Genomic DNA, 24,317 nt, shown 5'->3' on the forward strand with positions numbered 1-24,317 from the left:
AGACGCACAATGACGACGTACTTCACGATCGGCGACTTCATTCTGATCATCCCGATGGCGCTGGCTGGCGCACTGTTCCTCGGGGCCATTCCCTGCGCGACGCATTTCAAGAACAACGTGCTGCGTGTGTTCGGCGCGCTGCTCGGCGTGCTCGCCGCGTTTCTTCTCGTGGAAGGATTGCCGGCGCTGATATAGCGAGCGCGCCATTCAGGCACGCTCGCCCAGGCAGGCTTCTGCTACAGATATTCGCCGATGAAGGTCAGCGTGCGTCCGTGCGCGAGCGCCGACGCCTTCGCGTTGTATGACGCGCGATCGCCACAGTTGAAGCCGTGGTCGGCTTGCGGATAGACGTACAGCGCCGAATCCTTGCGGCCCGCGAACTCCTGGCGTACGGCGTCGACCGCGTCGGCGGGAATGTGTGCGTCGAGTTCGCCGTAGTGGAACTGCATCGGCACCTTGACCTGATCGGCCTTGTCGAGCGCGTTCTGAATGCCGCCGCCGTAATAGGCCACAGCCGCATCCACCGAGCCCTGCGCCGCCGCGAGATACGCGAGCCGGCCGCCGAAGCAATAGCCGATCGCCGCGACCTTGCCCGCCACTTCGGGCAACGCGCGCAGCGCCTTGGCGGCCGCGCCGACATCCGCGACCGCGGCATCGAGTTGAGTCTTTTGCAGCAGTTCCATCGCCTTCTCGCGATCCGCGCCTTCGTAGCCCAGCTCGACGCGCGGCTGCGTGCGCCAGAAGACATCCGGCGCGAGCGCGACATAGCCGTCGGCGGCGTATTGATCGGCGACGCTGCGGATATGGCCGTTCACGCCGAAGATCTCCTGCAGGATGATCACGGCGGGGCCGGTGCCGGTTTTAGGCAACGCGAGATAGCCCTGGAAGCTGTCGCCATCGGCGGGAATGTCGATCCAGCGTGAAGTCACGGATACGGTCACGTCAAAGCTCCTTGTGTTTGTGAAATCGCAGGCGAGTGAGTGTGCCAGCTTTCCCTTTCAGTCGCCCTGAACGCTCGCGGCCAGGCTTGGCACGCCGCTTGACGCGCGATGGGATTTTTTAGAGGCGCTGGTCTAAACGCAAGCTGAAACGAGCTTAAAAAAACAGCTTAATGATGTCGGTCGGCAGGGATTATCGGCACACGCCCGCCGGACTTGAATGATGCCCAAACCTTTGCGCGCCGATTCTCGGAAACCCGCATGTACAGGGCGTCTTCGAAGAAACGCACCACAAACGGCGGCGCATCACAACTGGACGTTAATTGGTAGTGACACCACTATCTTAAAAAACTTCCCTAAATTAATTTGACAACCCTACACTTGCGCGCAGTGCGGATGGCGGCTGCCACGAACGGCCTGCCGGAAGGACTTGCCAAGTGCATGACGATGCATCCGGCGTGGTCGTCCACGGGACTGAGCGATCGTGATGAAAGACGGGGCACAGGGCGATTACGTTGTTTTTGGGACCGAAACTGGAGACTTACATGAACACCAAGCTTCACAAACTGTTGCCGATCAGCGCTGCAGCCGTGCTGTTCGCTACGTTGGCAACGTCCGCAGCAGCCGACCAGGTCGTCAAGATCGGTCACGTCGCTCCGCTGACCGGCGGCATTGCTCACCTGGGCAAGGATAACGAAAACGGCGCGCGGCTCGCAGTCGAAGAGATCAACGCAAAGGGTCTCACGATCGGCGGCGAGAAGATCACGCTGCAACTGGACCCGCAAGACGACGCCGCTGACCCGCGTACCGCCACCCAGGTCGCGCAGAAGCTCGTCGACGACAAGGTCGTTGCGGTCGTCGGTCACCTGAACTCCGGCACGTCGATCCCGGCATCGAAGATCTATAGCGATGCGGGCATCGTGCAGATTTCTCCGTCGGCAACGAACCCGGCCTACACGCAGCAAGGCTTCAAGACGACGTACCGCGTCGTTGCGACCGATGCGCAGCAAGGCCCGGCGCTCGCCAACTACGCGGCGAAGAATCTGAAGGTGAAGACGGTCGCTGTCGTCGACGACTCGACCGCTTACGGCCAGGGTCTCGCGAACGAGTTCGAGAAGACCGCCAAGTCGCTCGGCCTGAAGGTGATCTCGCACGACGCGACGAACGACAAGGCTGTCGACTTCCGCGCGATTCTGACGAAGATCAAGGGTGAGAATCCGGACGCCGTGATGTACGGCGGCATGGACGCGACCGGCGGCCCGTTCGCCAAGCAGGCGAAGCAGCTTGGCCTGCGCGCGAAGGTGCTCGCGGGCGACGGCGTCTGCACGGAAAAGCTGGCTGACCTCGCCGGCGACGCGACCGACAACGTCGTGTGCTCGGAAGCAGGCATGGCGCTCGAGAAGATGGACGGCGGCAAGGCGTTCGCTGCCAAGTTCGAGAAGCGCTTCGGCCAGCCGATCCAGATCTACGCGCCGTTCACGTATGACGCGGTGTACATCGTCGCCGACGCGATGAAGCGCGCCAACTCGACCGATCCGGCCAAGATTCTCGCCGCGATGCCGAACACGGACTACAAGGGTGTGATCGGCCAGACCTCCTTCGATTCGAAGGGCGATCTGAAGCACGGCGTGATCTCGCTGTACGACTACAAGAAGGGCAAGAAGACGCTGCTCGACGTCGTGAAGATGTAATCGAGGCGGGACTTCGGTCTCGACAGGCGCGCGGAGCCGAAAGGCCCGCGCGCCTTATATTTTCCAGCGCCTGAGAATGCGCGGCCCGATCACCGTGATGATCAGGCAGCACGCCGCGACGACGCATAGCCCGATCGGCAGATTGCTGATCTGCGCGACGCCGCCGATCAGCACCGGACCGAGCAGCAGGCCGAAGTAAGCGAGACCCGCAACCTGCGCCAGCCCTTCGGCCGCCGTCACGCCTTCGACGCGCGCCGCCGCCGCGAACAGCACCGGCATCATGTTCGCGAGACCGAGACCCATCAGCGTGAAGCCGGTCATCGTGACGATGGTGTTCGGCAAGACGAGCGCCATCACCATGCCGATGAACGCGAGCCCCGCGCTGCCGAAGATCAGTTGCGGCGCGCCGAAGCGCGCGCGCACCGCGTCGCCGCCGAAGCGTCCGGCCGCCATGCCGCCGGAAAACGCCGCGTAAGCCGCGCTCGATACCGACGGCGTGGCCTCGACGATATCGCGCATGTAGACGGTGGCCCAGTCGTACATCGCGCCTTCCGCGATCAGCGCGACGAGCGCGAGACCGCCGAGCGCCCACAGCGCGCCCGAGCGCCAGCGATTTGACGACGACGCTTTCGCGTGTTCGTCGTGGTGCGGCACGTGCGGCAGCACGGCGGGCATCGACACGAGCAGAACGAGCAGACTCACGCCCGACGCCAGCGCGAGATGCACCGCAGGCGCGAGCCCGTGCGCGAGCAGCGCGCCGCCCGCCGCCGCGCCCGCCATGCCGCCGATACTGAACATGCCGTGCAGCGACGACATGATCGGCTGCCCCAATGCCTGCTCGACCGCGCTGGCTTCGGCGTTCATCGCGACATCGAGCGTCGCCATGCCGAAGCCGAACATCGCGAGGACGAACAGCAGCATCCAGTAGTACGGCGTCACGAGAATCAGCGCGCCGAAGAGCATCATCGTGATGCCGCCGGCCATGCATGCGGTGCGCGTGCCGGCGCGCGCGATCCACGATCCGGCGGTGAGCATCGCGAAGATCGAGCCGCCCGCCACCGCGAGCAGCGCGAGCGAGAGCATGCCCGGGCTCAGCCCAAATTTGTCGCGCACGGTAGGCACGTGCACGCCCCACGACGCGTACATCATGCCCGCGATAAAGAACACGGCCATCGTTGCGTAGCGGGCGCGGGCGCGCGTGACGCGCGGAAGGCTGCGATGCAGCGCGAGCGTCGGATTGGACTCGGGGGCGGAGGATGCAGTGGTGGAGTCGGACACGAAAAAAGCCGTTTTGGGAAGTTGCGCGAAAGGTTGCAGGCAAGGCAACCTGAGATGATGCCATCGGACGCGAAGGCTTTCGATTCTATCCAACGGCCAGGAGACACGCTCGGAGCCGCTGCATTACCATCGTCCGGTCATCGACGAATTCACGAGGCCCGGATGAACATTCCGCCACAAGCGCCGCTCCATTTGCTGCATCGCGTATCGGAAGGCACGCTCGCCACGCATTCGCGCGAGCCGCGCGGCTTTCCTTATCCGACGGCTTTGCCGTTCGCGCTCACCGTGCAGCACATGCCGATGCTGCTCATCAGCCATCTCGCCGAGCACACGCGCAATCTTCACGCCGATGCCCGCGCCGGATTCCTGGTGGCGCACGTAGCGGGCGGTGGCGTGCTGGAGGGCCAGCGCCTGACGATGCTCGGCAGTTTCGCGCCCGCGAACGCCAGTGAAAGCGACGACCTTGCGCGGCGTTATCTGCGATATCACCCGGATGCGGCGCGCTATCTCGCACTCGGCGATTTTTCATTCTGGGTGATGTCGCTGGAACGCATGCGGTATATCGGCGGTTTCGGCGCGATGGGATGGCTCGGCGGCGACGAACTCGATTCGCTCGATCCGCTTTCCGCGTCCGATGAAACTGCGCTTTGCGAATATTCCGATGCTTATCAGGGCCGTCCGGAGAATCTCCAGTTATTGGGGATAGACCGGTACGGCTGCGATCTGCTGCTTGCTGGCGCCCGCAATCGTTTTACATTCGATTACCCCAAGCTGACGAACGCGGATTTGAAGGCTGCGCTTATCGATTGTTTTGAGCGCGAAGGCGGCATTCCGGCGCAATAGCGCGGGCTTGTTGCGGCCCGATTTTGCTTTGGGTCAGGCGAATTTCGGAACGAAACGTGTCGAAGTTGTCATTTCATGAAATTTTGCAGTCGCAGGCAATTGCGGTGTTTTCATCCGATGCCAATGGTCAGCCTTGAACTCGTCGCGCCCGCTGTTTTTACGTAAGAACACCGGGGTGCCCGGACTTCGGAATTATCGGCAAATGTTACGAAGAAATTTGCAGATCTTCTTTTAAGTGGCAATACGCACATGCCGCGATAATACGAACTGTGTTAATCTGCGTGCCAGTCCGAGGTTATACTCACAACTGAAAGCGAGCGCATCGATTCGCAAGTCAGCAAACCACTTAGGGAATTGCCATGCCTTCATACAAAGAACTCCTCGCACAACGCGAGTCCCTTGAACGCCAGATTGAAGAAGCGAAGTCGCGCGAATACGCCGAAGTGCTTAATGAGATCAAGCAGAAAATGACGGATTACGGCATTACGCTTGCGGAACTGGCTGGCGGCCGGGGCGCGAAAGGCGCAAAGGCGGCGCGCAGCCGCTCGGGCGTCGCGCCGAAATACCGCGACCCGGAAAGCGGCAGCACGTGGTCTGGCCGTGGAAAGCCGCCGAAGTGGATCGCCGGGCAGGATCGCGACAGCTTTCTGATCGGCAAGTAAGTTCTGAGCCGGATCCTGAATTAGAAAGGCCGCGTCGTCGACGCGGCCTTTTCATTTCCGGAGCCCGACGCTGGGCGCGAAGCAGAGTACCGCCTGATAAAATGAAAAAATGCATGTGACGAGAGATATTACATGTCGCTTTCGACGACGCGCGTGGCGGAGAAACAAGACGTTGCGCGAAGGACCACCTGGACGAGCATTGCGCTAAACAGCGTACTCGCCACGGCGCAACTCGTCGTCGGGTTCGTTGCGCACTCTCAGGCATTGATTGCAGACGGCATTCATTCGATCGCGGATATCGTGTCGGATTTTATCGTTTTGATTGCCAACCGGCACGCCGGCGCCGCGCCTGACCTCGACCATAACTATGGGCATAACCGCTATGAAACGGTCGCCTCATTATTCCTCGGCGGATTGCTGGTCGCGGTCGGCGTCGGAATGTTGTGGCGCGCCGGTACGCGCATCGTCGATCTTCAGAATATCCCGCCAGTAAAGGCGGGCGCGCTCGCAGTCGCGACAATCGTGCTGGTTTCGAAGGAAGCGCTGTTTCGCTTTATGCTGCGCGCCGCTGAACGCGTGCGTTCCGCGATGCTCGTCGCAAACGCGTGGCATGCGCGGTCGGATGCGGCGTCTTCACTGGTCGTCGCGCTGGGGATTATCGGCAGCCTGGCGGGATTCCGAATTCTGGACCCGATCGCGGCCGCACTCGTCGGTTTTCTGATCGGGAAAATGGGATGGACGTTCGCGTGGGACGCTTTACAGGATCTTTCCGATCGGGCACTCGATCAAACGACCACGGACGATTTGCGTAATATTTTGTTAAACACATCGGGCGTGCGTGAGGTTCACGAACTCCGCACCCGGAAAATGGGCGATCTCGCCATCGTCGATGCGCACATTCTCGTCGATCCTCTGATTTCGGTTTCGGAAGGGCACTACATTGCCGAATCGGCGCGCGCAAATGTGCTGGCCGATCAGCGCGTCATCGATGCGCTCATTCATGTCGATCCCGAGAGCGACGCGCTCAATCCGCTGCCGGGCAATTTTCCATTGCGTTCGACCGTGAGCGACGTAGTGCGCGCAGCCTTCGCGCAAAACGGACTGCCGGTCGCGGCGCTGAATCTGCATTATCTGAGCAGCGGCTTCAACGTCGACGTCGTGTTGCCGGCATCGGGCGCGGCAGATACAGCCGCCAGGCTGAAGGCGATCGATTTCGACGCACTGAAGCGGAAGATCGGCGCGCGCGAGATCCGCGTGACGCAGGAACTCGGCGTCACGCCTGCAACGGCAGTGACGCCGACGCGCGTGACGGATACGTCGCGCTGACAGCCGTCAGAGCGGCAGTTGCGTATCGAACTTGATTTCGCGCAGCACAACGCTCGTTCGCACCTGCGCGACGGCAGGAATCTTGAAGATGCGATCGTGCAGAAAGGCGTCGTACGCCTTGATATCCGGCGCGACGATCTTGAGGATGTAATCGGCCTCTCCGGTCGTGCTGTAGCACTCGGTGACTTCCGGGCAGGTCGAGATTTCGCGCTCGAACTGCTCGACGCCGCCTTCGGTGTGCCGCGTGAGATGGATATGCGCGAGCGCGCAGACGTGCAGGCCGAGCTTCTCGCGATCGAGCAGCGCGGTATAGCGCTGAATGACGCCCGATTGCTCCATGTCCTTGATGCGACGCCAGCAAGGCGTGCTCGACAAGCCGACCTGGTCGGAAATTTCCTGAACGGAGCGCCGCGCGTCAAGCTGCAGAAGACGCAAGATTTTTTGTGAGAATGTATCGAGAGTCAACTGCGCCTCCGTTCGGTCGCGATCTGACTCTAATGGTAGAGGCGCCAGAAAAGAAACGCAATGCAATGCGCCCGCACTGAGGGAGTTTCCCTAACTCACTGGCCTGACGGCGCGTTTTTCCCTTCGCCGCCTTCGTTCGATTCCGCTGATGTCAGCGTCTGCTTCGCCTGCGAGGCGCGCAGCTCGGCGAGCATGTTGCAAAAGAGCGCGCCTTGCTCGATTGCGTCATCGAGCGCCACGTGCGTGTGCGGCAGATCGTCGAACCAGTGCTTCGGCAGACGCGGCTTGATCGCCTTGCGATACGGCAGGCCGGTCATCGCAAAGGCGAGCGTCTTGATGTCGAGCGCCGACCACGAGAACGGGCAGCGCTCGGCGAAGCGCATCATGTACCAGAACATATAGGTGAAGTCGAAGCCCGCCGGATAGGCGACGAACACCGGCTTGCCGGGCAGCGCCTCTACCCATTCGACATAGGCCGGCAGCGCGATCTCGGCTTTCTGCAAATCCTTGCGGCACGCGGCCCACGCGTCGGGCTGCGTCTTCCACCACGCGGCCTGCACCGGATGCGGCGCCGCGCCTTCGAGCGTTTCGAGGTTCGCGGAGAATGTGCCGATGAGCTGCTTGTCGGCCGTGTACGCCGCCGAGGCAAAGCTCAACATCGAATGCGGGCCGGGAATCGGGCCGTCGGCTTCGACGTCCGTGCTGACATAGATTTCGGGAATCGCGTTCACGCCGTCACTCCGTCGCGCACGAATGGATTGCTGCGCCGTTCCTCGCCGAATGTCGATGCCGGACCGTGACCGGGAACGAACGTGACGTCGTCGCCGAGCGGCCAGAGCTTTTCCCGGATCGAGCGGATGAGATCGGCGTGATTGCCGCGCGGGAAATCCGTGCGGCCGATCGAACCGGCGAACAGCACGTCACCGACGAACGCCAGCTTGTGCTCGCGGCTGAAGAACACGACGTGGCCCGGCGTGTGGCCAGGGCAGAAATAGACGTCCATCGATTCGTTGCCGAACTGCACGGTGTCGCCATCGGCGAGCCAGCGCTCGGGCGTGAACGCTTCGGCGTTCGAGAAACCGAAGCGTTCGGTCTGGGCGGGCAACTGGTCGATCCAGAACGCATCCTCGCGATGCGGTCCTTCTAGTTGTATGCCGTAATGCGTTGCGAGCGCCTTCGCGCCGCCGCAATGATCGAGATGCCCGTGCGTCAGAAGAATCTTTTCGACAGTCACGCCCTGCCGTTCCACTTCCGCGATGATGCGCTCGATGTCGCCGCCCGGATCGACCACGGCGGCGCGCTTCGTCGCCTCGCAGATGACGATGGAACAGTTCTGCTGAAAGGGCGTCACGGGAACGAGAATGACTTTCATATGACTGTCGCCGGTGCAAGTCGGGCTGTAAAAACGTCCATTGTACCGGTGTCGCATCACACGCGAAGAAGGCCGGCGAGCCGCTCAAAATATGCCAAAAAGCGGCAATTCTTACGCTCATAGCGAAAATCAATGACGATCCATGCAGTCTGGCGAGACGAACCCCGGTTTTTTTGTATAATGGCACTACTTGTGCATGGAGCTAACCATGCCGTCAATAGGCGAGTGCCGAAACGCTAGTGCGTTTTTACAATCGCCGTCAGTACGCTGTTGGGGGCCAAAAGCCTCGCAATTGCAACTCAAGCACCCATCAGATGGGTGCACACGTCTTGTCCGGCCAGACGCCGCGCGTCTGTCAGATGGCTTTTGCAGTCATCACGCCGGATGGGGCCTACGCCGCCGTTCCTGCGCTCGCACTTGGTTTTTCAGCGCACGAACGTGATGCCACGTTCGATGGCGGCATGTGGGGTCTGGTCAGGCTGCCGGGGACAGGTTGCGCCAGACGTGAACGATAACCGGGCATTTGCGGCACGAGTACGCCGCGTCCGAGCAAGGCTCGCCGTTCGCTTGACCGAACGGCGTTGTGCTTTGCACGGCAAAGCCTCGAGCAGCCTTGCGCGCGCCGACCAGCGCAGCGCGGCCGCTCCTTTTACGTTGGTAAACCTATGAAAGCTCGATTTATTCGACATGTCGGGAGCCTGCTAGCAGTTGGCGTGCTGGCCGGTTGCGCCACGCCGGGTTCGGGCGATGTCGCGTCCAATCCTCAGACCACGAACTCCACCAGCACGAGCAGTGCCCGCTCGACGGCACCGCTCGCGTTCGACTCGCACCTGTCCGCGCTGCCGGCCGACAAGCCCGCGCAACCGGCACAGTCGCTCTCCGACGCCCAGCCGATCACGACGGGACCGAACGTCGGCGAATTCGAACAGAAGGGCAAGGCGTCGTGGTACGGCCGGATGTTCCATGGCCGCAAGACCGCCAGTGGCGAGAAGTTCAACATGAACGCGATGACCGCGGCGCACCGGACGCTGCCGCTCGCATCGTGGGTACGTGTGACGAACGAGTCCAACCACAAGACCGTGGTCGTGAAGATCAACGATCGTGGTCCTTATGTGCATGGACGCGTGATCGACTTGTCGTATGCTGCCGCGGCGGTGCTCGGCATGCGTGGCGCCGGCACGCAGAAGGTGAAGATCGAAGGTCTCACGCAGCAGGAAGCGCGTGCCGCGCGTGAAGAACAGGCTCAGGCGCTCGCCGACGACAACGTGAACTGATCTCGCGCTGCAACTTGCAGAACCATGACGGGCTGTCTTTCGACAGCCCGTTTTCTATTCTTCTTCCGATTCGTCGCGTTTGGCGAGCTTCAGTGCGCGCTCGTAGAGTCCGCTGCGCGATGCGCCCGTCAACGTCGCTGCGATGCGCGCGGCGCTCTTCACCGACAACTCGTCCAGCAGCATCGTGAGCAACGCGTCGTGCGCGTCGTCGGCATCCTGCGTTTCGGGCGCGCCTTCCACCACCAGTACGAATTCTCCGCGCTGTCGATTGGCATCGGCTTCGAGCCACGTTGGCCCTTCGGCCAGGGTGCAGCGATGCAGGCTCTCATGTAACTTCGTCAACTCGCGCGCGATCAGCAGTTGCCGTTCGCCTCCGAAGGCTTCGGCAAGCGCGCGCGTTGTCTCGACGATGCGATGCGGCGCCTCGTAGAACACCAGCGCCATCGGATGATTCGCGAGCGAGCGCAGTTGCGCGGCGCGCTGTTTCGCCTTCGTCGGCAGAAAGCCCGCGAACGAAAAGCCGCTGACCCATGCACCCGCGGCGCTCAACGCTGTCGTGAGCGCGCTCGCGCCGGGAAGCGGGATCACGGGCAGGCCGGCTTCGCGCACGGCATCGACGAGGCGCGCGCCGGGATCGGAGATGCCGGGCGTGCCGGCATCGGATACGCATGCGATGCGCTCGCCGTTCTTCAGATGCTGGATCACGCGTTCGGCGGCGCTGCGCTCGTTGTGCTCGTGCACGGCGATCGACGGCTTCGAGATGCCGTAGCGCGCGAGCAGCTGCGCGGTGTTGCGCGTGTCTTCCGCCGCGATGCGATCCGCGAGTGCGAGCACATGCAGCGCGCGCACGGTGATGTCCGCCGCATTGCCGATGGGCGTGGCGACGACGTATAGCGCGCCTGTCGGATAGTGCTGCCCGGCGGCGAGTTCGGAGATCTGAAGCATGAGCGCGGGCGTCGAAGGAAAGGACGTCATTTTGCCATGCGCGATCCCTGCGGCCAGTCGACAACTTTTATGGAGGCGCCTTGTCCAAAACGCTCGGCGATGCTTTCGAGGCTCACGCGCTCGAATTCCTGCAGCGGCGGCGCATGCGCCTCGTCGCGCGCAACGTGACGTGCCGCGGCGGCGAGATCGATCTCGTCATGCTCGATGAACGCGACGCGCTCGTATTCGTCGAAGTGCGCTCGCGAACGAGCGGCCGCTATGCGAACGCCGCCGCGAGCATCGATGCGAGAAAGCGCGCGCGTCTCGTGCTTGCCGCGCAGCATTTTCTCGCGACATGGCGTGGCGCGTTGCCCGCGTGCCGCTTCGATGTCGTCGCGTTCGATGCGGGCCGCATCCAGTGGATGCCCGATGCCTTTCGCGCCGACGAAGCATGAGCGCGGTTCATCGCCGGGTGCATGCGGTAAACTGCGCAACAACCGACGCTTTGAGCGTTCAAGCCAGATACCGCCGCGCGCCGCGGCCTATGATCGAGAGTCGATGTCAGTCGAACGTATTCAACAGCAATTCCGCGACAACGCGGCACTCACACTCGAAGCACTCGACGCGCTGGCGGTTCCGATCGCGGCCGCCATCGACACGCTGTTCGGCGCACTCGCCAATGGCAACAAGATTCTCGTCTGCGGCAACGGCGGCTCGGCTGCCGACGCGCAACGCTTCGCCGCGCAACTGATCGGCCGTTTCGAACGCGAGCGTCCGGGCTTGCCGGCCATCGCGCTCACGACCGATACATCGATTCTCACGGCTATCGGCAACGACTATGCGTTCGAGCAGATCTTCTCGAACCAGGTCCGCGCGCTCGGTCAGGCGGGCGACGTGTTGCTCGCGATCAGCACGTCGGGGAACTCCGTCAACGTGCTCGCGGCGATTCAGGAGGCGCACGAGCGCGAGATGATCGTGATCGCGCTGTCCGGCAAGGGCGGCGGCGCGATGTCCGATGTACTCGCCGATACCGACATCCATATCTGCGTGCCGTCCGATCGCACGGCGCGCATCCAGGAAGTGCATCTGCTGACCATTCACTGTCTGTGCGACGGCATCGATGCGATGCTGCTCGGCGACGACTGAAACTGACAAGGGGGAACGGAGTTGATGAACAAGACACGCGTCAAGGCGACATTGGCCCAGGCCACGCTCGTGGTGGGCATGCTGTCGGGAGTTGCATTGACGTTGCAGGGCTGCGCCCTCGCGGTCGTCGGCGCGGCGGCTGGCGGAACGTTGATTGCCACGGATCGTCGCACGCTCGGCGCGCAGACGGAAGACCGCGAGATTCAGGTGAAGGCGCTTTCGCGCATCAACGAGAATCTGCCCGATACGGCGCATGTCAACGTGACAGTGTTCAACCGGCGCGTGCTGCTGACCGGCGAAGTGCCCGACGAAGCGTCGAAGCAAAAGGCCGAGGCGGTCGTGCGCGACATCAACAACGTGGGGAGCATCGTCAACGAACTGTCGGTTCAGGGCGCGAGTTCGATTTCATCGCGTGCGAACGACTCCTATCTCGAAGGCCGCGTGAAGACCGCGATGGTCGGCGAGAAGGACTTGCGCGCGAACTACTACAAGGTGGTGTGCGAGCGCGGCGTGGTCTATCTGATGGGTCTCGTCACGCAGGACGAGGGCGCGCATGGTGCGGATGTGGCCGCGCGCGTACCGGGCGTCGAGCAGGTGGTGAAGGTGTTCCAGTACATCAAGCCTGAAGAGGCCAAGGCACTGGAAGCGGCGGCGGCGTCCGATGCGAGCGCGGTGTCGGCGGCGAGCGCGCCGGCTGAAGCGACGGTGGGCACGGTGCCGGATTCGGGCGTGACGTCGCGTCCGCTGGATATGCAGTCGCCCGCGCCTGTGAAGAACTCGGATGTGCATCCGGGCAATCCGAATCCGGTTTCGGCTCCGGCGGTGAAATAAATATGGTGCGTGTGATTTTCGGCGCGGTGTTGATCGCTGCGTCTTTGGGCGTGTCGGCCGCCGAGCAGCCCGTGTCTTCTGCCAATGCGATGGCGATCGCGCGCAGTAATGCCTGCATGGGCTGTCACGCGATCGATCGCAAGCTCGTGGGGCCGTCGTTTCAGCAGATCGCGGAGAAATACAAGGCCGATCCGCAGGCGAGCGCGAAGCTGGAAAAGAAGGTGAAGAATGGCGGCGCGGGGGTGTGGGGGGCGATTCCGATGCCCTCGCATCCCAGGATGAGCGATGGGGACATCAGGACCGTAGTTGCGTGGGTTTTGATGGGGGCGCCGGAGAGGTAAACGGCGAGCGGGATCGCCCGGAGGCTTGCGTGTGGGCGATTTGGCTGTGGTACAATTTTTCTTCGTTGGGGGGGTAGCTCAGCTGGGAGAGCGTCGCGTTCGCAATGCGAAGGTCGGGAGTTCGATCCTCCTCCTCTCCACCACACGATATTCTCAGGCAGTCTCAGAAAGTCCCGAAACCCCGCAGCCAGCAAGGCTCGCGGGGTTTTTTCATTCCAGTGTCATCCGACATCATCCTATGTCATGCCACGTCATGCGGGGCATATTCAGGGGGCATGCCTAGCCGCCACATGGACGATGCCCCCAGCACGATTCACGGCGCTTTGACGCGCTCCTCAGGCCAGTGGCCGGAACTCTTGATTCAATCTCACAGCGCTCCCGCGCTCCCTCAAGGGCAAGCGGTCGATCAATTACTGCACGTTATATACGGATACAAAAAAGTTCTAACGCGATCCCCTCTAAAGCCTTGACGAATGTAGGGTTTTCAGCCGATTCTAGATAGCCGTTGTTTGGTATGAGGAATGCGGTGTCGTTGACGGATGTAGCTATAAAAAACGCGCGCCCCAGGGACAAGGCATATCGAATCACCGATGGTGCCGGAATGTACCTGGAGATTACCCCATCCGGCGGTAAGCATTGGCGGCTGAAATATCGATTTTCCGGTAAGGAAAAGCGACTCGCTCTTGGGTCGTATCCGCTGGTTTCGCTCAAGGATGCCCGCAGGCGTCGTGACGACGCTCGCCGTTTATTGGCTAACGGCATCGATCCAGGCGTTGAGCGTCGTATCCAGAAAGCAGCCGCTGTCGCACGTTCGGCCAATAGCTTTGAGGTTGTTGCTCGTGAGTGGTTCGCAAGACAGGCTCCGACGTGGGCAAGGTCGCACGCCGATAAGGTCATTGCTCGTCTCGAGAATGACGTCTTCCCGTGGCTAGGCGGTCGGCCAATTGCGGATATCTCAGCACCCGACGTCCTCGCCGTCCTACGGCGCGTGGAGAAGCGGGGAGCTCTTGATACGGCTCATCGTGTTCACCAAAACTGTGGTCAGGTATTTCGCTACGCTATAGCGACAGGTCGTGCGTCTAGAGATGTGTCGGCCGACCTGCGTGGAGCGCTCGCGCCCGCGCAACACACCCACTTCGCGGCGATCACTCAACCGCAAGAGGTGGCGGAGCTGTTGCGTGCCCTTGACGGCTTTCAGGGTACCTTCGTCGTGCAATGCGCGCTACGGCTCGGCCCGCTACTTTTCGTACGGCCAGGAGAGCTTAGAACCGCGCACTGGAGGGACTTTGATCTTGAAGGTGCGCAGTGGCGCTATAACGTTTCCAAAACAAGAACTGACCATCTCGTTCCGCTATCCACCCAGGCGGTGAGCATCCTCAGCGACCTCCACGCTCTTACGGGACATAGGCAGTTTGTATTTCCTGGACGTGACGTACGTAAGCCGATGAGCGGCGCGGCGGTCAATGCGGCGCTTCGGAGACTGGGCTACGACACGAAAACAGAGATAACTGGGCATGGGTTTCGAGCGATGGCACGAACAATCCTTCATGAGCAGCTTCGATTCCCATGCGAGGTGATTGAACATCAGCTCGCCCATCGAGTCGCCGACAACCTTGGAACGGCATATAACCGCACGAAATTCATCGACGATCGTGTGCGCATGATGCAAGTGTGGGCAGACTATCTCGACAAGCTCAAAGCGGGTTCGCCTGTTGCAGCCGTCGATGCGCGCTAGTCTGACACAGACCATGCGACCAAACGCCGATGGACTTCATCGACTACCGCTTTTGGGTAGCGCTCGACAAGTGGACCGCAAGGGAGGCGGCGCTTCTGCTTGACGCGAAGGACCCGTACCTGCACTCGAATTTCGACATCCGATCGAAGGGCGGTCAACCGGGATACGAGAAGGCAAGGCTGATTGCCGCAGTCATCAAACGCACGAACTGGGGACGACGCTACGGTGTCTGTAAATGGGAGGTGAAGGAGGATCCTATATATATATGCGATGCGGTGCGGCATGCCGGCTTCACTTTACCGGCTCCGTTGATTCGTGAACTCGCGAAACGCCAATCGCGTGAAGAGCCAAGAGCGGCGCCAAGATTCGGCGAAGGCGACGGCAGCAAAAGTGCAGCAACAAAAGAACGTCAAACGATGCTCAAGATGATCATTGGGCTGGCAATGGGTGGCTATCGTATGGATCCGGACGCCCACCGAAATCTACACGCAAAAGAAATGCGACTTGATCTCGAGCGTGCAGGTGTCGCCCTTGACGATGCGACCATTAAAAAGTATCTCGACGAAGCGCGCCGCTTGCGACGATCCGTGCTAGACGGGCAAAGGCAGATTGATTGAGACGCCTCGCGCGGAGCGCCTCTGTGTTCTCACCTCTGGTTGAGCCGCTTCTCCGATCGAGGCTTACGTCTCGTCGTTTCGCGGAGTCCAGCCAGGATAGGCGGACCTGGTCACAACCGCTGATCAGTTCACGCCAGCAATTTGAGCTGTCACAGCAGAGTGTTTGGTACGGAGGTCCAGAGGTAGATCGACGGTAAGCGCTGATTCTCCTGTGAAGCTTTCCACAGTGATTCGGACGGCAACTGACTGCATTGGGGCAGATATGTTTCGCACTAGCATCCATGAAAACGCCGCGACATAGCGCTGGGGGGCAATGAATGTACTCATCGAGGGGAGCAATATCAACTCTGGGCGCAGGCGCAGTACACGAGCGCTCGAGTTCTCGATAATCACGTCGCCATGCTCCGTGAGTCTGGCGAACACTGACTCATGTATGGCGTTTGTCGGCACGATGCCGAAGGGCCGCACTAGCAACGGTAGTGACGTTTCTGCTTCGTCGGCTGACAAGTTTGGAGTCGCTCGAATCCATTCGAAGCGAGCACGGAATAATTCTTCGCAGGCGACGTCGCGAGCGACAAGTGAAAATTCAATTATCGCGCTGTCACCGACGTCGATTTGACAGAGAGAGGGCATTACAAAAACGGATGTCGCTTGGCTCTCGGGAAGTCGATGCATTGACGAGTAAACGATGAGTTGGTTAGTGCCGACGTTTCGCAGTTTTAAGCGGGCGTAACGAGTGTCTGAGCCAAGAACAACGCACTGCTTGTCAAACGAAAGCGCATTTTGGAGCTCAGATCGGCGCTCGTGACCACCCTGATGTAATGACGGTCGATCAAGATGGCCTTTGCGAGCGAAGCGGCGCTTCGGCCGGGATTGCGGCAATAGTTTGAACCAAATTTTTTTAAGCTTTTTATTTTGTGACATTGAGAGACTCCGCACTGGATAACGCTCCTCATAGCCGCACCGTCTTTCATCTTATCTTGAGGCAATTGTCTTATGCAGCAGTATTTGTTTCAATCATAATGTGTCCGATGACAGTTCGTACCAGTACGATTCGCCTGTTACATATTGTCGCGGTGGGCAACTGGATATCATTCATTCAATATCTGAATGTTGGGTCTTCCAAAGACTGTCCAATATTTCGTACTTGTCTGATTGAGCGGGTAGCTTTCCGTACTCTAACCTTAGGCCTTTTGACGCAGCCTATCGGCCGCAGCCAGTTCGAAAGATACCTTAGAGAAATAAGGCGACAACATTGTCTATAAAAGTTATTGCGGCCGACAGTCACCCGGTTACTGCGCTGGGCATTGAGACAGTGTTAAGGCAGTGCAGTGGCGTGACAGTTATTGGCATACTGCGCAGCGCTATCGAGATATCAAGCCTTGCAGCGACTAATGCTTTTAATGTGATCGTCATGGATAAGGAAGCGGCCTCGAAATGCATAGGCGGAACAACCATTCCACTTATAAAACTCATCTTGGACGAGTTCCCTGGCGTGGGGGTTGTCTTGCACTCTTGTGCTCGTAATGCTGCATACGTGGCGACGCTTTCTCAACTGGGCGTACACGCGATGCTCGATGAGGACGATGTGATTATGCATCTTCACGTGGCCATTAGAGTGGCGAATGCGAGAGCCAACTATATTTCGCCCAAGCTCGCTGAGATGAGCGTAATCGAACCGCTTATATCTGGGGATGTAAGACCGTTGTCTCGCTGTGAGATCCATGTCATTCGATCTGTCCTTTCAGGGCATTCCGTAAAGGAAATCTCGTTGACGCGTTTTAGATCCAAACAAACGATAAGCACGCACAAAAAGAACGCTATGCGGAAGTTGCAGGTTACGTCCGACGCTGAGCTCTTTAGAGCGTTTTCCGAAGACGATTTCGTTCTTGTGGAACTAACTTGCGCGGATAATTCGCGCAATTAATGAATGAACGAGTGAATATTATGGAGTCTGTTATCCCAAAGCGTGTGGGCGCTATGTGTTTATGCATCATTCAGTGCGTGGTTGCGGTCCTCTTATCCGGGTGCAATGCTCCTGTCATCGAGCACTATCATCGTTTCGCAAAATTAAGTCCTGAACGCCGTCCAAAAATTAAGGGCTCAGTGGTCACGATAATCGAGACGGAAGTGCTCGAAACACAGATGAGCGAGCTCAAGCTGCAAGGATATGAACTCCTCGGCGTCTCCTGCTTTATAGATGTTGATATAGGAAAGCGAATGGAAGGAATCAGGGAGTTGGCGAAAAAAGAGGAGGCGGAACTTGTTGTGACCTGGCAGGCACCGATGAACACTGCACATTTAAACACCCCGCCGTCAATCGAGCGACGAAAGGGTTGGGAAAGTATCAACACAGTTCAAGTACCGGTCCCGATGAAAATGTATTGCGCATTTCCGATGTCGCTTCGCCGCTTTGCCTCACCGCAGGTTTAGCTACCAGGAAGCGACTGGCGACGGCCGGCTTTCGAAGTAGGCACTATGTCGGACGCTTGTTAGCGGCGAACGGCATCCGACGCGTTGCGATAGTTATTTCTTCTGGTCGGGCTCCGGCTCAGGTTCTCCGACATCGGGGACATCGCCGGGAGTGGGGCTGGGGGCCGGCGCGTCAGGAGGAGTTGAGGGGACGGAAGTCGGGTCTATCGGATCGGACGACATTGCGGTTCTCCATAGGAATCGCGCAATAGTTGCGCAGTGATCATAGCGCAAAGACTATTCCCAAAATGAGACGAAGCAACGCCGAACCTGTCTTGCCATGGCGGTTCGGCGACCTGGGATCATTGCTGCGAACCCGCGGTCAATCGGCCTTTAGCTTACGCGGCGTCGGGGGAGTCTGGACCTTGTTGTATTCGAATTCCGGCGTGTTCTTCAGCGCTTGTTTCGTCGCTCCTGCGAGATAAAAATTGCCGTTGCGATTTTCGAGAGAAGCGATAGGAACAGCGACGTCATGAGTAGCCACACCCAAAAAGCCGCCGGCAGCAATCACAGCGGCAGACACGGTAGCGTCTGTCGTTATCACGAGATCTTTGATCGAGCCGATCTTTTCGTTCTTGTCGTTATAAACGGCTTTTCCGAGAATGCTCTTCTTCGCGCTCCACCCTTGAAGCAGCGCCTGTGACTGCTGCACCGTGACGCTCAGAGGCTGCGTCCCAGCAACTTGAGCTTGCGCGCTGACGCATGCTGCGCCGAGGATCAATGCGAGTGCGACTTGGTAGGTTTTCTTCATAGTTGACATCCTTGATTGAAAGGCTCCTCGAGTTGCAAAAATCGGACCCGATGAAAGCTTTGGCCGTCGCGGCTTGGTGACATCACCATGAGAGAACTGATGAATTCGGGTGTCGTAAGTCGCGCATCGCACTTGAACGGATGACGAAATATTGATTCATCGCCGGCCCATGGCTTTGCGTGTACTGCGCTCATCAAGCTGATTCTCAGTTGCACAAATTGCCGACTGACAGTTGATCGAAGAAGTCGATGCCTCAGGTACATCTTGGCTGGAGACCTTACTGCATATAGCCCAGCATCCGAATTCGGGTGTGACGTTCATCGGATTAGGACAAGCCCGAACTTGGTGGCGCGAAGCTTTGGCTTGCGCGTCCGGATGAGCCGGACCCGCGCTTCTCAAAGAGGACGAGGTCATGAGCATTCAAACTCCGCAAGCAATTTTGCGCCGGAAGCAAGTAGAGGCGTTGACTGGGCTGTCGCGATCTACGATCTATGCCCGGATCAGTCAGAAGACGTTTCCTGCGCCTATTGCTCTTGGGCCGCGCTGTGTTGGTTGGCGTCTGGGCGACATCGAGGCCTTCCTCGTCGCGCCTGCAACGTATCGCGTGGAGAACTGAGCATGCTGGCCACTTTATCCGGAAACTGCGCATTGCCCCGAAACCGACGCTCGGTAGTCGATGTGCGGAGTTTTCCTTCTAGCGGAGTCGATGCGGATCGTGCGCTGTGCAAGGCAGCGCATCTCGGTCGTGGCCGCTGCGCGGTGGGTAGCGCCACATACTGGCGGCAGCCGGAAGTCAAAAAAAGGGCCGGCACAGTGGCCGGCCAAGAAGACAACCCCAATAGCGATGCTAGTCGAGCCCGCGCGCACGCGCCATTGGACTGGTACGAAATTGCGATCGGCTTGACGCACGCCGAATCGGTCGTTTATTCTCCGGGAACGGTGCTCAAAACACCATGTCTAGCGGTCAAGCCACCCCGTCAGTCCGTGGCTTTTGTTTCGCCTATTGGTTTTGCTCCAATGGGCGGGAGTGCGGCTAATAAAAGACCCGCAAGGGGAATATGCCCGCCGTCTAGACACGGTTTTGAGCTCCTGCCCACCCGTCTCAAAAACGGGCCGATCGTCTCGTCTAGGAGCAAAGCCATGCATGGCACTACCTTCGCTCGTCCCGAGCAAACGTATCCTCCGCTTCAAATCCAGATCATCAATCGAGCTCTGCGCGACGCTGCGCTTGCGCCCAGCGTGAATGATGCCCTTGACTGTTGCGCCGATGCTCTGCTGCATCTCGCCGAAATCATCCGTGCGGAGGTGTCTCATGGCTAAGACTCGAAGCCACACCACAATACCGCATGGCCTCGGCGCTGCTGGGATGCTTGAATTCTTCTTCGAGCGTTTCGACACGTCGACCGCTTCGGATAGCGAGTTGGACTTCCTCTCTGGCTGCTCCGAAGCCGCCACGCTCCAGGCGTTCTCGTTTTCTTCGCTTGCCTCCAACGCAGCATGTGCGATCGATCTCGCTCGAGAAAGCGCGCACCTCGGTGCCTGTGAGCGCGCTGGCGCGCGGATCGATCATTCGACTTTGCTTTTTCAACTTGCGAGCGAATTCAAGCTCATCGGGCAGATGATGCACATCGCATCGGAGGCGGATTGGTGTTTGCGTCAACGCCTGTCAGACCGTCTCAGAGTCGAACTTTTTCGTCGTGATCAGACCGATGAGTACTCCTCACGGGAGGGCGCATGAGAGCGATCGACAACGAGCGCGTTGTGCTCGACATACAGAAAAGCGCGACGCAACGTATCCGCATCTCGCATCGTTGGTACAAGGGACGCCGCTACGTCGATATTCGGTTGCTGGTGGCCGATCGCGCGGGAGACTTCGTCCCAACACGGCAGGGCATCTCTGTGCGCCCGGAATTGCTCGGGCAGGTCATTCAGGCGCTGGCGTTGGCGGTGAGGGAGTCCGTATGAACGAGACCTACAAGCTCGGCATTGCGATCGGAGAAGGCAAATACGCAAGCCCAAGCCAATGCCTTTTGATGTGCGGCTTTCTCGTGTTCGAGGCCAAGCATGCGGACGAAGACCTGCGGCAATACGCTCGCCGTGTGCTCGACGCGGTGTTTGCTGCGGCCGCGGCGAACGGTTTCCGCCGTAGCGATTTGCTTGAGACGTTGATGTCCAAGGGTGAGCGTACACCCCGAATTTTGAACCTCGCTCGGCAAGCAACGGCGGCTATTGGTGACAACCTCGCATTCGTCCGTGTGATTGCGCAGGCGGGCGTGCGCGCGGAGGGCGGTCAATGAGCACTGTCTTCGATAATCATCAGCGGATCTTGGAGGCGCTCTCTTTCATCCCGCCGGACGTTGACCGTGACACGTGGTTTCGCGTTGCTGCTGCCATCAAGCATGAGGAAGGCGATGGCGGCTTCGAGACATTCGACACGTGGAGTCAGGGTAGCCCGAATTACGCTGCAGCCGACACCCGCGATACGTGGCGCTCGATCAATCCGAATGGCGGCATCACGATCGGCACGTTGTTCGCGATCGCTAAGAAATACGGATTTAATCCGCGTTCGAAATCGGGAACGGTGATCGATCCGACGGAGGTCGAGCGTCGTCGCGCCGAGCGAGATGCTCGCGTGGCGCACGAGTCGCGGCAGCGAGCGGTGGCGCGCAAGCACGCCGCAACGCTTGCGCTTGCCGTCATCGAGAAGGCGTCGCCCGCGCGAGATGACCATCCTTATCTGAAGCGCAAGGGTCTAGCAGCGGCGACGACCCTTCGCGAACTCGACATTAAGGGGCTTGAAAAGCTTATTGGTTACCGTCCACAGTCCAGTGGCGTGCAGCTTGAAGGGCGGATCCTCATCGCGCCGGTGATGATCGACGGCGCGATCACCACCGTCGAGATGATCGATGAATCTGGGCGCAAGTCCGCCTTGGCGAACGGTGAGAAAGCGGGCGGCTGTTGGTTTGCATGCTCCCCATCGAATGAATGCGAGCGCCTCCTCATCGCCGAAGGTGTCGCGACGGCGCTATCAGCCTATCTGTGCACGGGCCACCCGACGGTGGCCGCGCTCTCGGCGGGCAACCTGACGAAGGCTGCTCAGGCGATGCAGACTGCCCATCCGAACGTCGAAATCACCGTCCTCGGCGACCTCGGAAACGGGCAACAAAAGGCGATCGAAGCGGCGCGAGCCGTCGCGGGCGCCGTCGCCTTGCCCGAGTTCGGCGACGAACGCGGTGAGGAGGATACCGACTTCAACGACATGCACGTGCGGTTCGGGGCGGCCGCTGTTGCTGCACAGATCGCGGCCGCCACGTCTCCCGTCGACGGCGATCAGCCCGACAAGGATTGTGTGCCCCGCGGCTTTACAGTGACCGAACGCGGTGTCTTTTATAAGGATGATGACGGAATGCCGCACTGGATTTGCTCGCCGCTTCACGTTCGTGCACTGGTGCGCGATCGTGCCTCGGAGAATTGGGGGCGACTACTAGAATGGAAGGACGCTGACGATCACCCTCATGTCTGGGCCATGCCGATGGAAATGTTGCGTTCAGACGGTGCGGACATGCGCGGCGAGCTCGCTCGGTTGGGGCTGGACATCTCCCCTAGTTTCCGCGCGCGCAACAAGCTGACGGAATACGTGACGACAGCCAAACCAAAAGCTCGTGGGCGGTGCGTCACGCGCACCGGCTGGCACAACGGCGCGTTCGTATTTCCGGACCGGACGATCGGCGAGTCAGACGAGCGCGTGATCTTCCAATCGGAAGTCGTGATGCGCACGTATTCGCAAGCCGGCACACTGGAGGACTGGAAGCGCGACGTTGCGGCTTACTGCTCGGGCAACTCCCGGATGCTCGTTGCCGTGTCGACCGCGTTCGCGGGAATGATGCTGGCGTACTCGGGACAAGAATCGGGTGGGCTGAACATCGTCGGCGATTCGTCGACGGGCAAGACGACGGCGCTTCGAGCGGCGTGTAGCGTCTACGGCGGTCCCGACTATATGCAGCGGTGGCGTGCGACGTCGAATGGCCTCGAAGGTCTTGCAGCACTTCATAACGATACGCTGCTCGTGCTCGACGAGCTGGCGCAAGTCGATCCGCGCGAAGCGGGCGAGATCGCCTACATGCTAGCAAACGGCACTGGAAAGGCACGCGCGGGGCGAACCGGCTCGGCGCGGGCCAGGCAATCGTGGCGGCTGCTGTTCCTGTCGGCCGGTGAGATCGGGCTCGCGCAACACATGCAGGCTGGGGGCAAGAAGGCCAAGGCGGGTCAGGAGGTACGGTTGGTCGAGATCCCGGCCGATGCGGGTCAGGGCTTCGGTCTCTTCGAAACGCTGCACGGGCAAGCCGGCGGCGCGCAGCTCTCGGCGTTGATCAACGAGGGCTGCGCCCGTAGTTACGGCGTGGCGGCGATCGAAATGCTCAAGGCGCTAGCGAAGGAGCCGGATGTGATCGAACAGTACCTGCGTCAGGAGACCGCGACGTTCCTTGCCGAGCACTTACCGGCTGACGCTAATGGCCAGGCACATCGCGTGTGTCAGCGGCTCGCCCTCATCGGACTGGCAGGCGAGTACGCGACGGATCGCGGAATCACTGGATGGCACACCGGTGAAGCACTCGCAGCGGCGGCGGCGTGTTTCCGAGCATGGTTAGAGAATCGAGGCGGCGCAGGCAATCACGAGCACGCTGCAATCCTCTCGCACGTAAAGGCATTCTTCGAGGCCCACGAAGAATCGCGATTCACCGACCTCAATGATGTTTCGGACCGTCCAACCATTAATCGCGCCGGGTTTAGGCGCGCAGTTGATGGAGCTTCGGAATACCTTGTCTTCCCGGAAGTTTTTAAGCGCGAGGTATCTCAAGGCTTTGATCCGAAAAGCGCTGCCAAAGTGCTTGTGGATGCGGGTTGGATCCGCGGTTCGCCCGACGGGAAGTATCAACGAGTAGAGCGCATTCCGGGGAAAGGGACCACACGCGTCTATGTATTCACTTCCCGCGTCTGGTCTTCGTAACGCATCTCTCGCGATCATCGAAAAGTCGGTGTAACTGGTGTAGCAGGTGTAACGCATCCTCGAAAGCCCTGTCGCGTAAGCCTTTCTGCGTTACACCAGCTACGCAATCGCGTTACACCGTTACACCGACACCTGCCCCCATGCTAGACCGTGTTACACCTGGAGGTGTAACACGCAATCGGTGTAACGCAATCGGTGTAACGCGGAGAGTCTTGCCCAGCTTGGGTTTGCGGCTAACGTTACACCTGCTACACCTGTTACACCAAAATTGTGTGGCGGGTAGAACTGCGAGTGCGAGCCAGCGGAGGTCGCGAACAGCGTAACAGCCGTAACAGCGGAAAAAAAACGGATGCGTAATAGTTTTTTGGAAGTGCATCATAGCGCTGGGCAGTTGAATCGGCCCGCGCGGAACTTGGTTGCCATGTGGCTTTGTGTTTTGTGCATGACTAAGCACGGTGGTTCGGCGTATGTTGAGAAGCGGATGTTCGAAATAGTGGGGCGATCATTGCACCGGCCAATTCGTAAAGTGAGCGAAGTTATCTCGGATATACGGAGAGTCCCGCGCTTTTAGCCAAACTGCGTATGCGCCCGCTAGAAAGTTGAAGATTAATAATATTGCGGCTAGAGTCTTGAGGAATTTCAT

General features: G+C 59.7%; 28 protein-coding genes and 1 tRNA gene. 21 read left to right on the top strand and 8 right to left on the bottom strand.

What is annotated here, in order from left to right; all coding sequences use genetic code 11:
* Positions 1–9 precede the first annotated feature (9 nt).
* Positions 10–195 (top strand): hypothetical protein, encoded by a 186-nt coding sequence (locus AWB80_RS08215; protein WP_061174146.1) that lies wholly within the window; start codon positions 10–12, stop codon positions 193–195.
* Positions 196–236: 41 nt separating this feature from the next.
* On the opposite strand, the gene AWB80_RS08220 is transcribed toward AWB80_RS08215, so the two are convergent.
* Positions 237–941, bottom strand: coding sequence for a dienelactone hydrolase family protein (locus tag AWB80_RS08220; protein WP_061174147.1), 705 nt, complete (start codon positions 939–941; stop codon positions 237–239).
* A 542-nt stretch (positions 942–1,483) separates the two neighbouring features.
* Between AWB80_RS08220 and AWB80_RS08225 the strand changes: the two genes are divergently transcribed.
* Complete coding sequence (locus AWB80_RS08225) at positions 1,484–2,629, top strand: branched-chain amino acid ABC transporter substrate-binding protein (protein WP_061174148.1); 1,146 nt, start codon at positions 1,484–1,486, stop codon at positions 2,627–2,629.
* A gap of 54 nt (positions 2,630–2,683) precedes the next feature.
* Here the strand turns inward: AWB80_RS08225 and AWB80_RS08230 are convergent, their stop codons facing one another.
* Entirely contained in the window at positions 2,684–3,907 is a 1,224-nt protein-coding gene (locus AWB80_RS08230) for an MFS transporter (RefSeq protein ID WP_061174322.1), read from the bottom strand.
* A 162-nt stretch (positions 3,908–4,069) separates the two neighbouring features.
* Here AWB80_RS08230 and AWB80_RS08235 point away from each other — a divergent pair, with 162 nt between their 5' ends.
* The 3 genes from AWB80_RS08235 to AWB80_RS08245 all read left to right on the top strand — a co-directional run bounded on the left by AWB80_RS08235 (position 4,070) and on the right by AWB80_RS08245 (position 6,738).
* Entirely contained in the window at positions 4,070–4,750 is a 681-nt protein-coding gene (locus tag AWB80_RS08235) for a HugZ family pyridoxamine 5'-phosphate oxidase (protein ID WP_061174149.1), read from the top strand.
* Between the two features lie 359 nt (positions 4,751–5,109).
* Complete coding sequence (locus AWB80_RS08240) at positions 5,110–5,412, top strand: H-NS histone family protein (protein WP_061174150.1); 303 nt, start codon at positions 5,110–5,112, stop codon at positions 5,410–5,412.
* Between the two features lie 132 nt (positions 5,413–5,544).
* Positions 5,545–6,738 carry a cation diffusion facilitator family transporter gene (locus AWB80_RS08245; protein ID WP_061174151.1) on the top strand — a complete coding sequence of 398 codons (1,194 nt, stop codon included), beginning with the start codon at positions 5,545–5,547 and terminating at the stop codon, positions 6,736–6,738.
* 6 nt (positions 6,739–6,744) lie between these two features.
* Here AWB80_RS08245 and AWB80_RS08250 read toward each other — a convergent pair whose 3' ends face one another.
* The 3 genes from AWB80_RS08250 to AWB80_RS08260 form a co-directional block, all read right to left on the bottom strand.
* Positions 6,745–7,203: an Lrp/AsnC family transcriptional regulator gene (locus AWB80_RS08250; RefSeq protein WP_061174152.1), complete on the bottom strand. Its 459-nt coding sequence runs from the start codon at positions 7,201–7,203 to the stop codon at positions 6,745–6,747.
* Positions 7,204–7,298: 95 nt separating this feature from the next.
* Positions 7,299–7,934, bottom strand: a complete 636-nt coding sequence (locus AWB80_RS08255) for a 3'-5' exonuclease family protein (RefSeq protein WP_061174153.1) — start codon at positions 7,932–7,934, stop codon at positions 7,299–7,301.
* The gene (locus AWB80_RS08260; RefSeq protein ID WP_061174154.1) at positions 7,931–8,575 is read right to left on the bottom strand and encodes an MBL fold metallo-hydrolase; all 645 of its coding nucleotides are present in this window, start codon (positions 8,573–8,575) and stop codon (positions 7,931–7,933) included. Before AWB80_RS08260 ends, AWB80_RS08255 begins: the two co-directional genes overlap by 4 nt.
* A gap of 665 nt (positions 8,576–9,240) precedes the next feature.
* Here AWB80_RS08260 and AWB80_RS08270 point away from each other — a divergent pair.
* Positions 9,241–9,849: a septal ring lytic transglycosylase RlpA family protein gene (locus tag AWB80_RS08270; protein ID WP_061174155.1), complete on the top strand. Its 609-nt coding sequence runs from the start codon at positions 9,241–9,243 to the stop codon at positions 9,847–9,849.
* A 54-nt stretch (positions 9,850–9,903) separates the two neighbouring features.
* Here the strand turns inward: AWB80_RS08270 and rsmI are convergent, their stop codons facing one another.
* Positions 9,904–10,794 carry a 16S rRNA (cytidine(1402)-2'-O)-methyltransferase gene (gene rsmI, locus AWB80_RS08275; RefSeq protein ID WP_061174323.1) on the bottom strand — a complete coding sequence of 297 codons (891 nt, stop codon included), beginning with the start codon at positions 10,792–10,794 and terminating at the stop codon, positions 9,904–9,906.
* Positions 10,795–10,841: 47 nt separating this feature from the next.
* On the opposite strand from rsmI, the gene AWB80_RS08280 reads away from it, so the two are divergent.
* The 7 genes from AWB80_RS08280 (at position 10,842) to AWB80_RS08310 (ending at position 15,443) form a co-directional block, all read left to right on the top strand.
* Entirely contained in the window at positions 10,842–11,228 is a 387-nt protein-coding gene (locus AWB80_RS08280; RefSeq protein WP_087131115.1) for a YraN family protein, read from the top strand.
* A gap of 103 nt (positions 11,229–11,331) precedes the next feature.
* Positions 11,332–11,919, top strand: a complete 588-nt coding sequence (locus tag AWB80_RS08285; RefSeq protein WP_061174324.1) for a phosphoheptose isomerase — start codon at positions 11,332–11,334, stop codon at positions 11,917–11,919.
* A gap of 24 nt (positions 11,920–11,943) precedes the next feature.
* Positions 11,944–12,750, top strand: coding sequence for a BON domain-containing protein (locus tag AWB80_RS08290; protein WP_061174157.1), 807 nt, complete (start codon positions 11,944–11,946; stop codon positions 12,748–12,750).
* A gap of 2 nt (positions 12,751–12,752) precedes the next feature.
* Complete coding sequence (locus AWB80_RS08295) at positions 12,753–13,091, top strand: c-type cytochrome (RefSeq protein WP_061174158.1); 339 nt, start codon at positions 12,753–12,755, stop codon at positions 13,089–13,091.
* 67 nt (positions 13,092–13,158) lie between these two features.
* Positions 13,159–13,234, top strand: a tRNA-Ala gene (locus AWB80_RS08300).
* Between the two features lie 383 nt (positions 13,235–13,617).
* Positions 13,618–14,826: a tyrosine-type recombinase/integrase gene (locus tag AWB80_RS08305; protein ID WP_061174325.1), complete on the top strand. Its 1,209-nt coding sequence runs from the start codon at positions 13,618–13,620 to the stop codon at positions 14,824–14,826.
* A gap of 29 nt (positions 14,827–14,855) precedes the next feature.
* Positions 14,856–15,443, top strand: coding sequence for a hypothetical protein (locus tag AWB80_RS08310; protein ID WP_061174159.1), 588 nt, complete (start codon positions 14,856–14,858; stop codon positions 15,441–15,443).
* 123 nt (positions 15,444–15,566) lie between these two features.
* Here the strand turns inward: AWB80_RS08310 and AWB80_RS43130 are convergent, their stop codons facing one another.
* The gene (locus AWB80_RS43130) at positions 15,567–16,367 is read right to left on the bottom strand and encodes a fimbria/pilus periplasmic chaperone (protein ID WP_143327992.1); all 801 of its coding nucleotides are present in this window, start codon (positions 16,365–16,367) and stop codon (positions 15,567–15,569) included.
* Positions 16,368–16,698: 331 nt separating this feature from the next.
* Here AWB80_RS43130 and AWB80_RS08320 point away from each other — a divergent pair, with 331 nt between their 5' ends.
* Both AWB80_RS08320 and AWB80_RS43135 read left to right on the top strand, forming a co-directional pair.
* A complete protein-coding gene (locus AWB80_RS08320; protein WP_061174161.1) occupies positions 16,699–17,370 on the top strand; it encodes a LuxR C-terminal-related transcriptional regulator in 672 nt (223 codons plus the stop codon).
* Between the two features lie 218 nt (positions 17,371–17,588).
* Positions 17,589–17,876, top strand: coding sequence for a hypothetical protein (locus AWB80_RS43135; protein ID WP_143327993.1), 288 nt, complete (start codon positions 17,589–17,591; stop codon positions 17,874–17,876).
* Between the two features lie 361 nt (positions 17,877–18,237).
* Here AWB80_RS43135 and AWB80_RS08330 read toward each other — a convergent pair whose 3' ends face one another.
* Positions 18,238–18,666 carry a PRC-barrel domain-containing protein gene (locus AWB80_RS08330; RefSeq protein ID WP_087131116.1) on the bottom strand — a complete coding sequence of 143 codons (429 nt, stop codon included), beginning with the start codon at positions 18,664–18,666 and terminating at the stop codon, positions 18,238–18,240.
* A 412-nt stretch (positions 18,667–19,078) separates the two neighbouring features.
* Between AWB80_RS08330 and AWB80_RS08335 the strand changes: the two genes are divergently transcribed.
* From AWB80_RS08335 to AWB80_RS08360, 6 genes are all read left to right on the top strand, one after another.
* A complete protein-coding gene (locus tag AWB80_RS08335) occupies positions 19,079–19,282 on the top strand; it encodes a helix-turn-helix transcriptional regulator (RefSeq protein WP_087131118.1) in 204 nt (67 codons plus the stop codon).
* Between the two features lie 524 nt (positions 19,283–19,806).
* Positions 19,807–19,986: a hypothetical protein gene (locus AWB80_RS08340; protein WP_087131119.1), complete on the top strand. Its 180-nt coding sequence runs from the start codon at positions 19,807–19,809 to the stop codon at positions 19,984–19,986.
* Complete coding sequence (locus AWB80_RS08345) at positions 19,979–20,404, top strand: hypothetical protein (RefSeq protein ID WP_061174165.1); 426 nt, start codon at positions 19,979–19,981, stop codon at positions 20,402–20,404. Before AWB80_RS08340 ends, AWB80_RS08345 begins: the two co-directional genes overlap by 8 nt.
* Positions 20,401–20,631: a transcriptional coactivator p15/PC4 family protein gene (locus AWB80_RS08350; protein WP_061174166.1), complete on the top strand. Its 231-nt coding sequence runs from the start codon at positions 20,401–20,403 to the stop codon at positions 20,629–20,631. The genes AWB80_RS08345 and AWB80_RS08350 overlap by 4 nt, the downstream gene beginning before the upstream one ends.
* Complete coding sequence (locus tag AWB80_RS08355) at positions 20,628–20,963, top strand: hypothetical protein (protein ID WP_061174167.1); 336 nt, start codon at positions 20,628–20,630, stop codon at positions 20,961–20,963. Before AWB80_RS08350 ends, AWB80_RS08355 begins: the two co-directional genes overlap by 4 nt.
* On the top strand, positions 20,960–23,674 hold the full coding sequence (locus AWB80_RS08360; RefSeq protein ID WP_061174168.1) for a DUF927 domain-containing protein: 2,715 nt from the start codon (positions 20,960–20,962) through the stop codon (positions 23,672–23,674). The genes AWB80_RS08355 and AWB80_RS08360 overlap by 4 nt, the downstream gene beginning before the upstream one ends.
* The last annotated feature ends 643 nt before the right edge of the window (positions 23,675–24,317 follow it).

The sequence above is a fragment of the Caballeronia pedi genome (genome assembly GCF_001544915.2).
In the GTDB taxonomy this organism is placed as follows: Bacteria; Pseudomonadota; Gammaproteobacteria; order Burkholderiales; family Burkholderiaceae; genus Caballeronia; species Caballeronia pedi.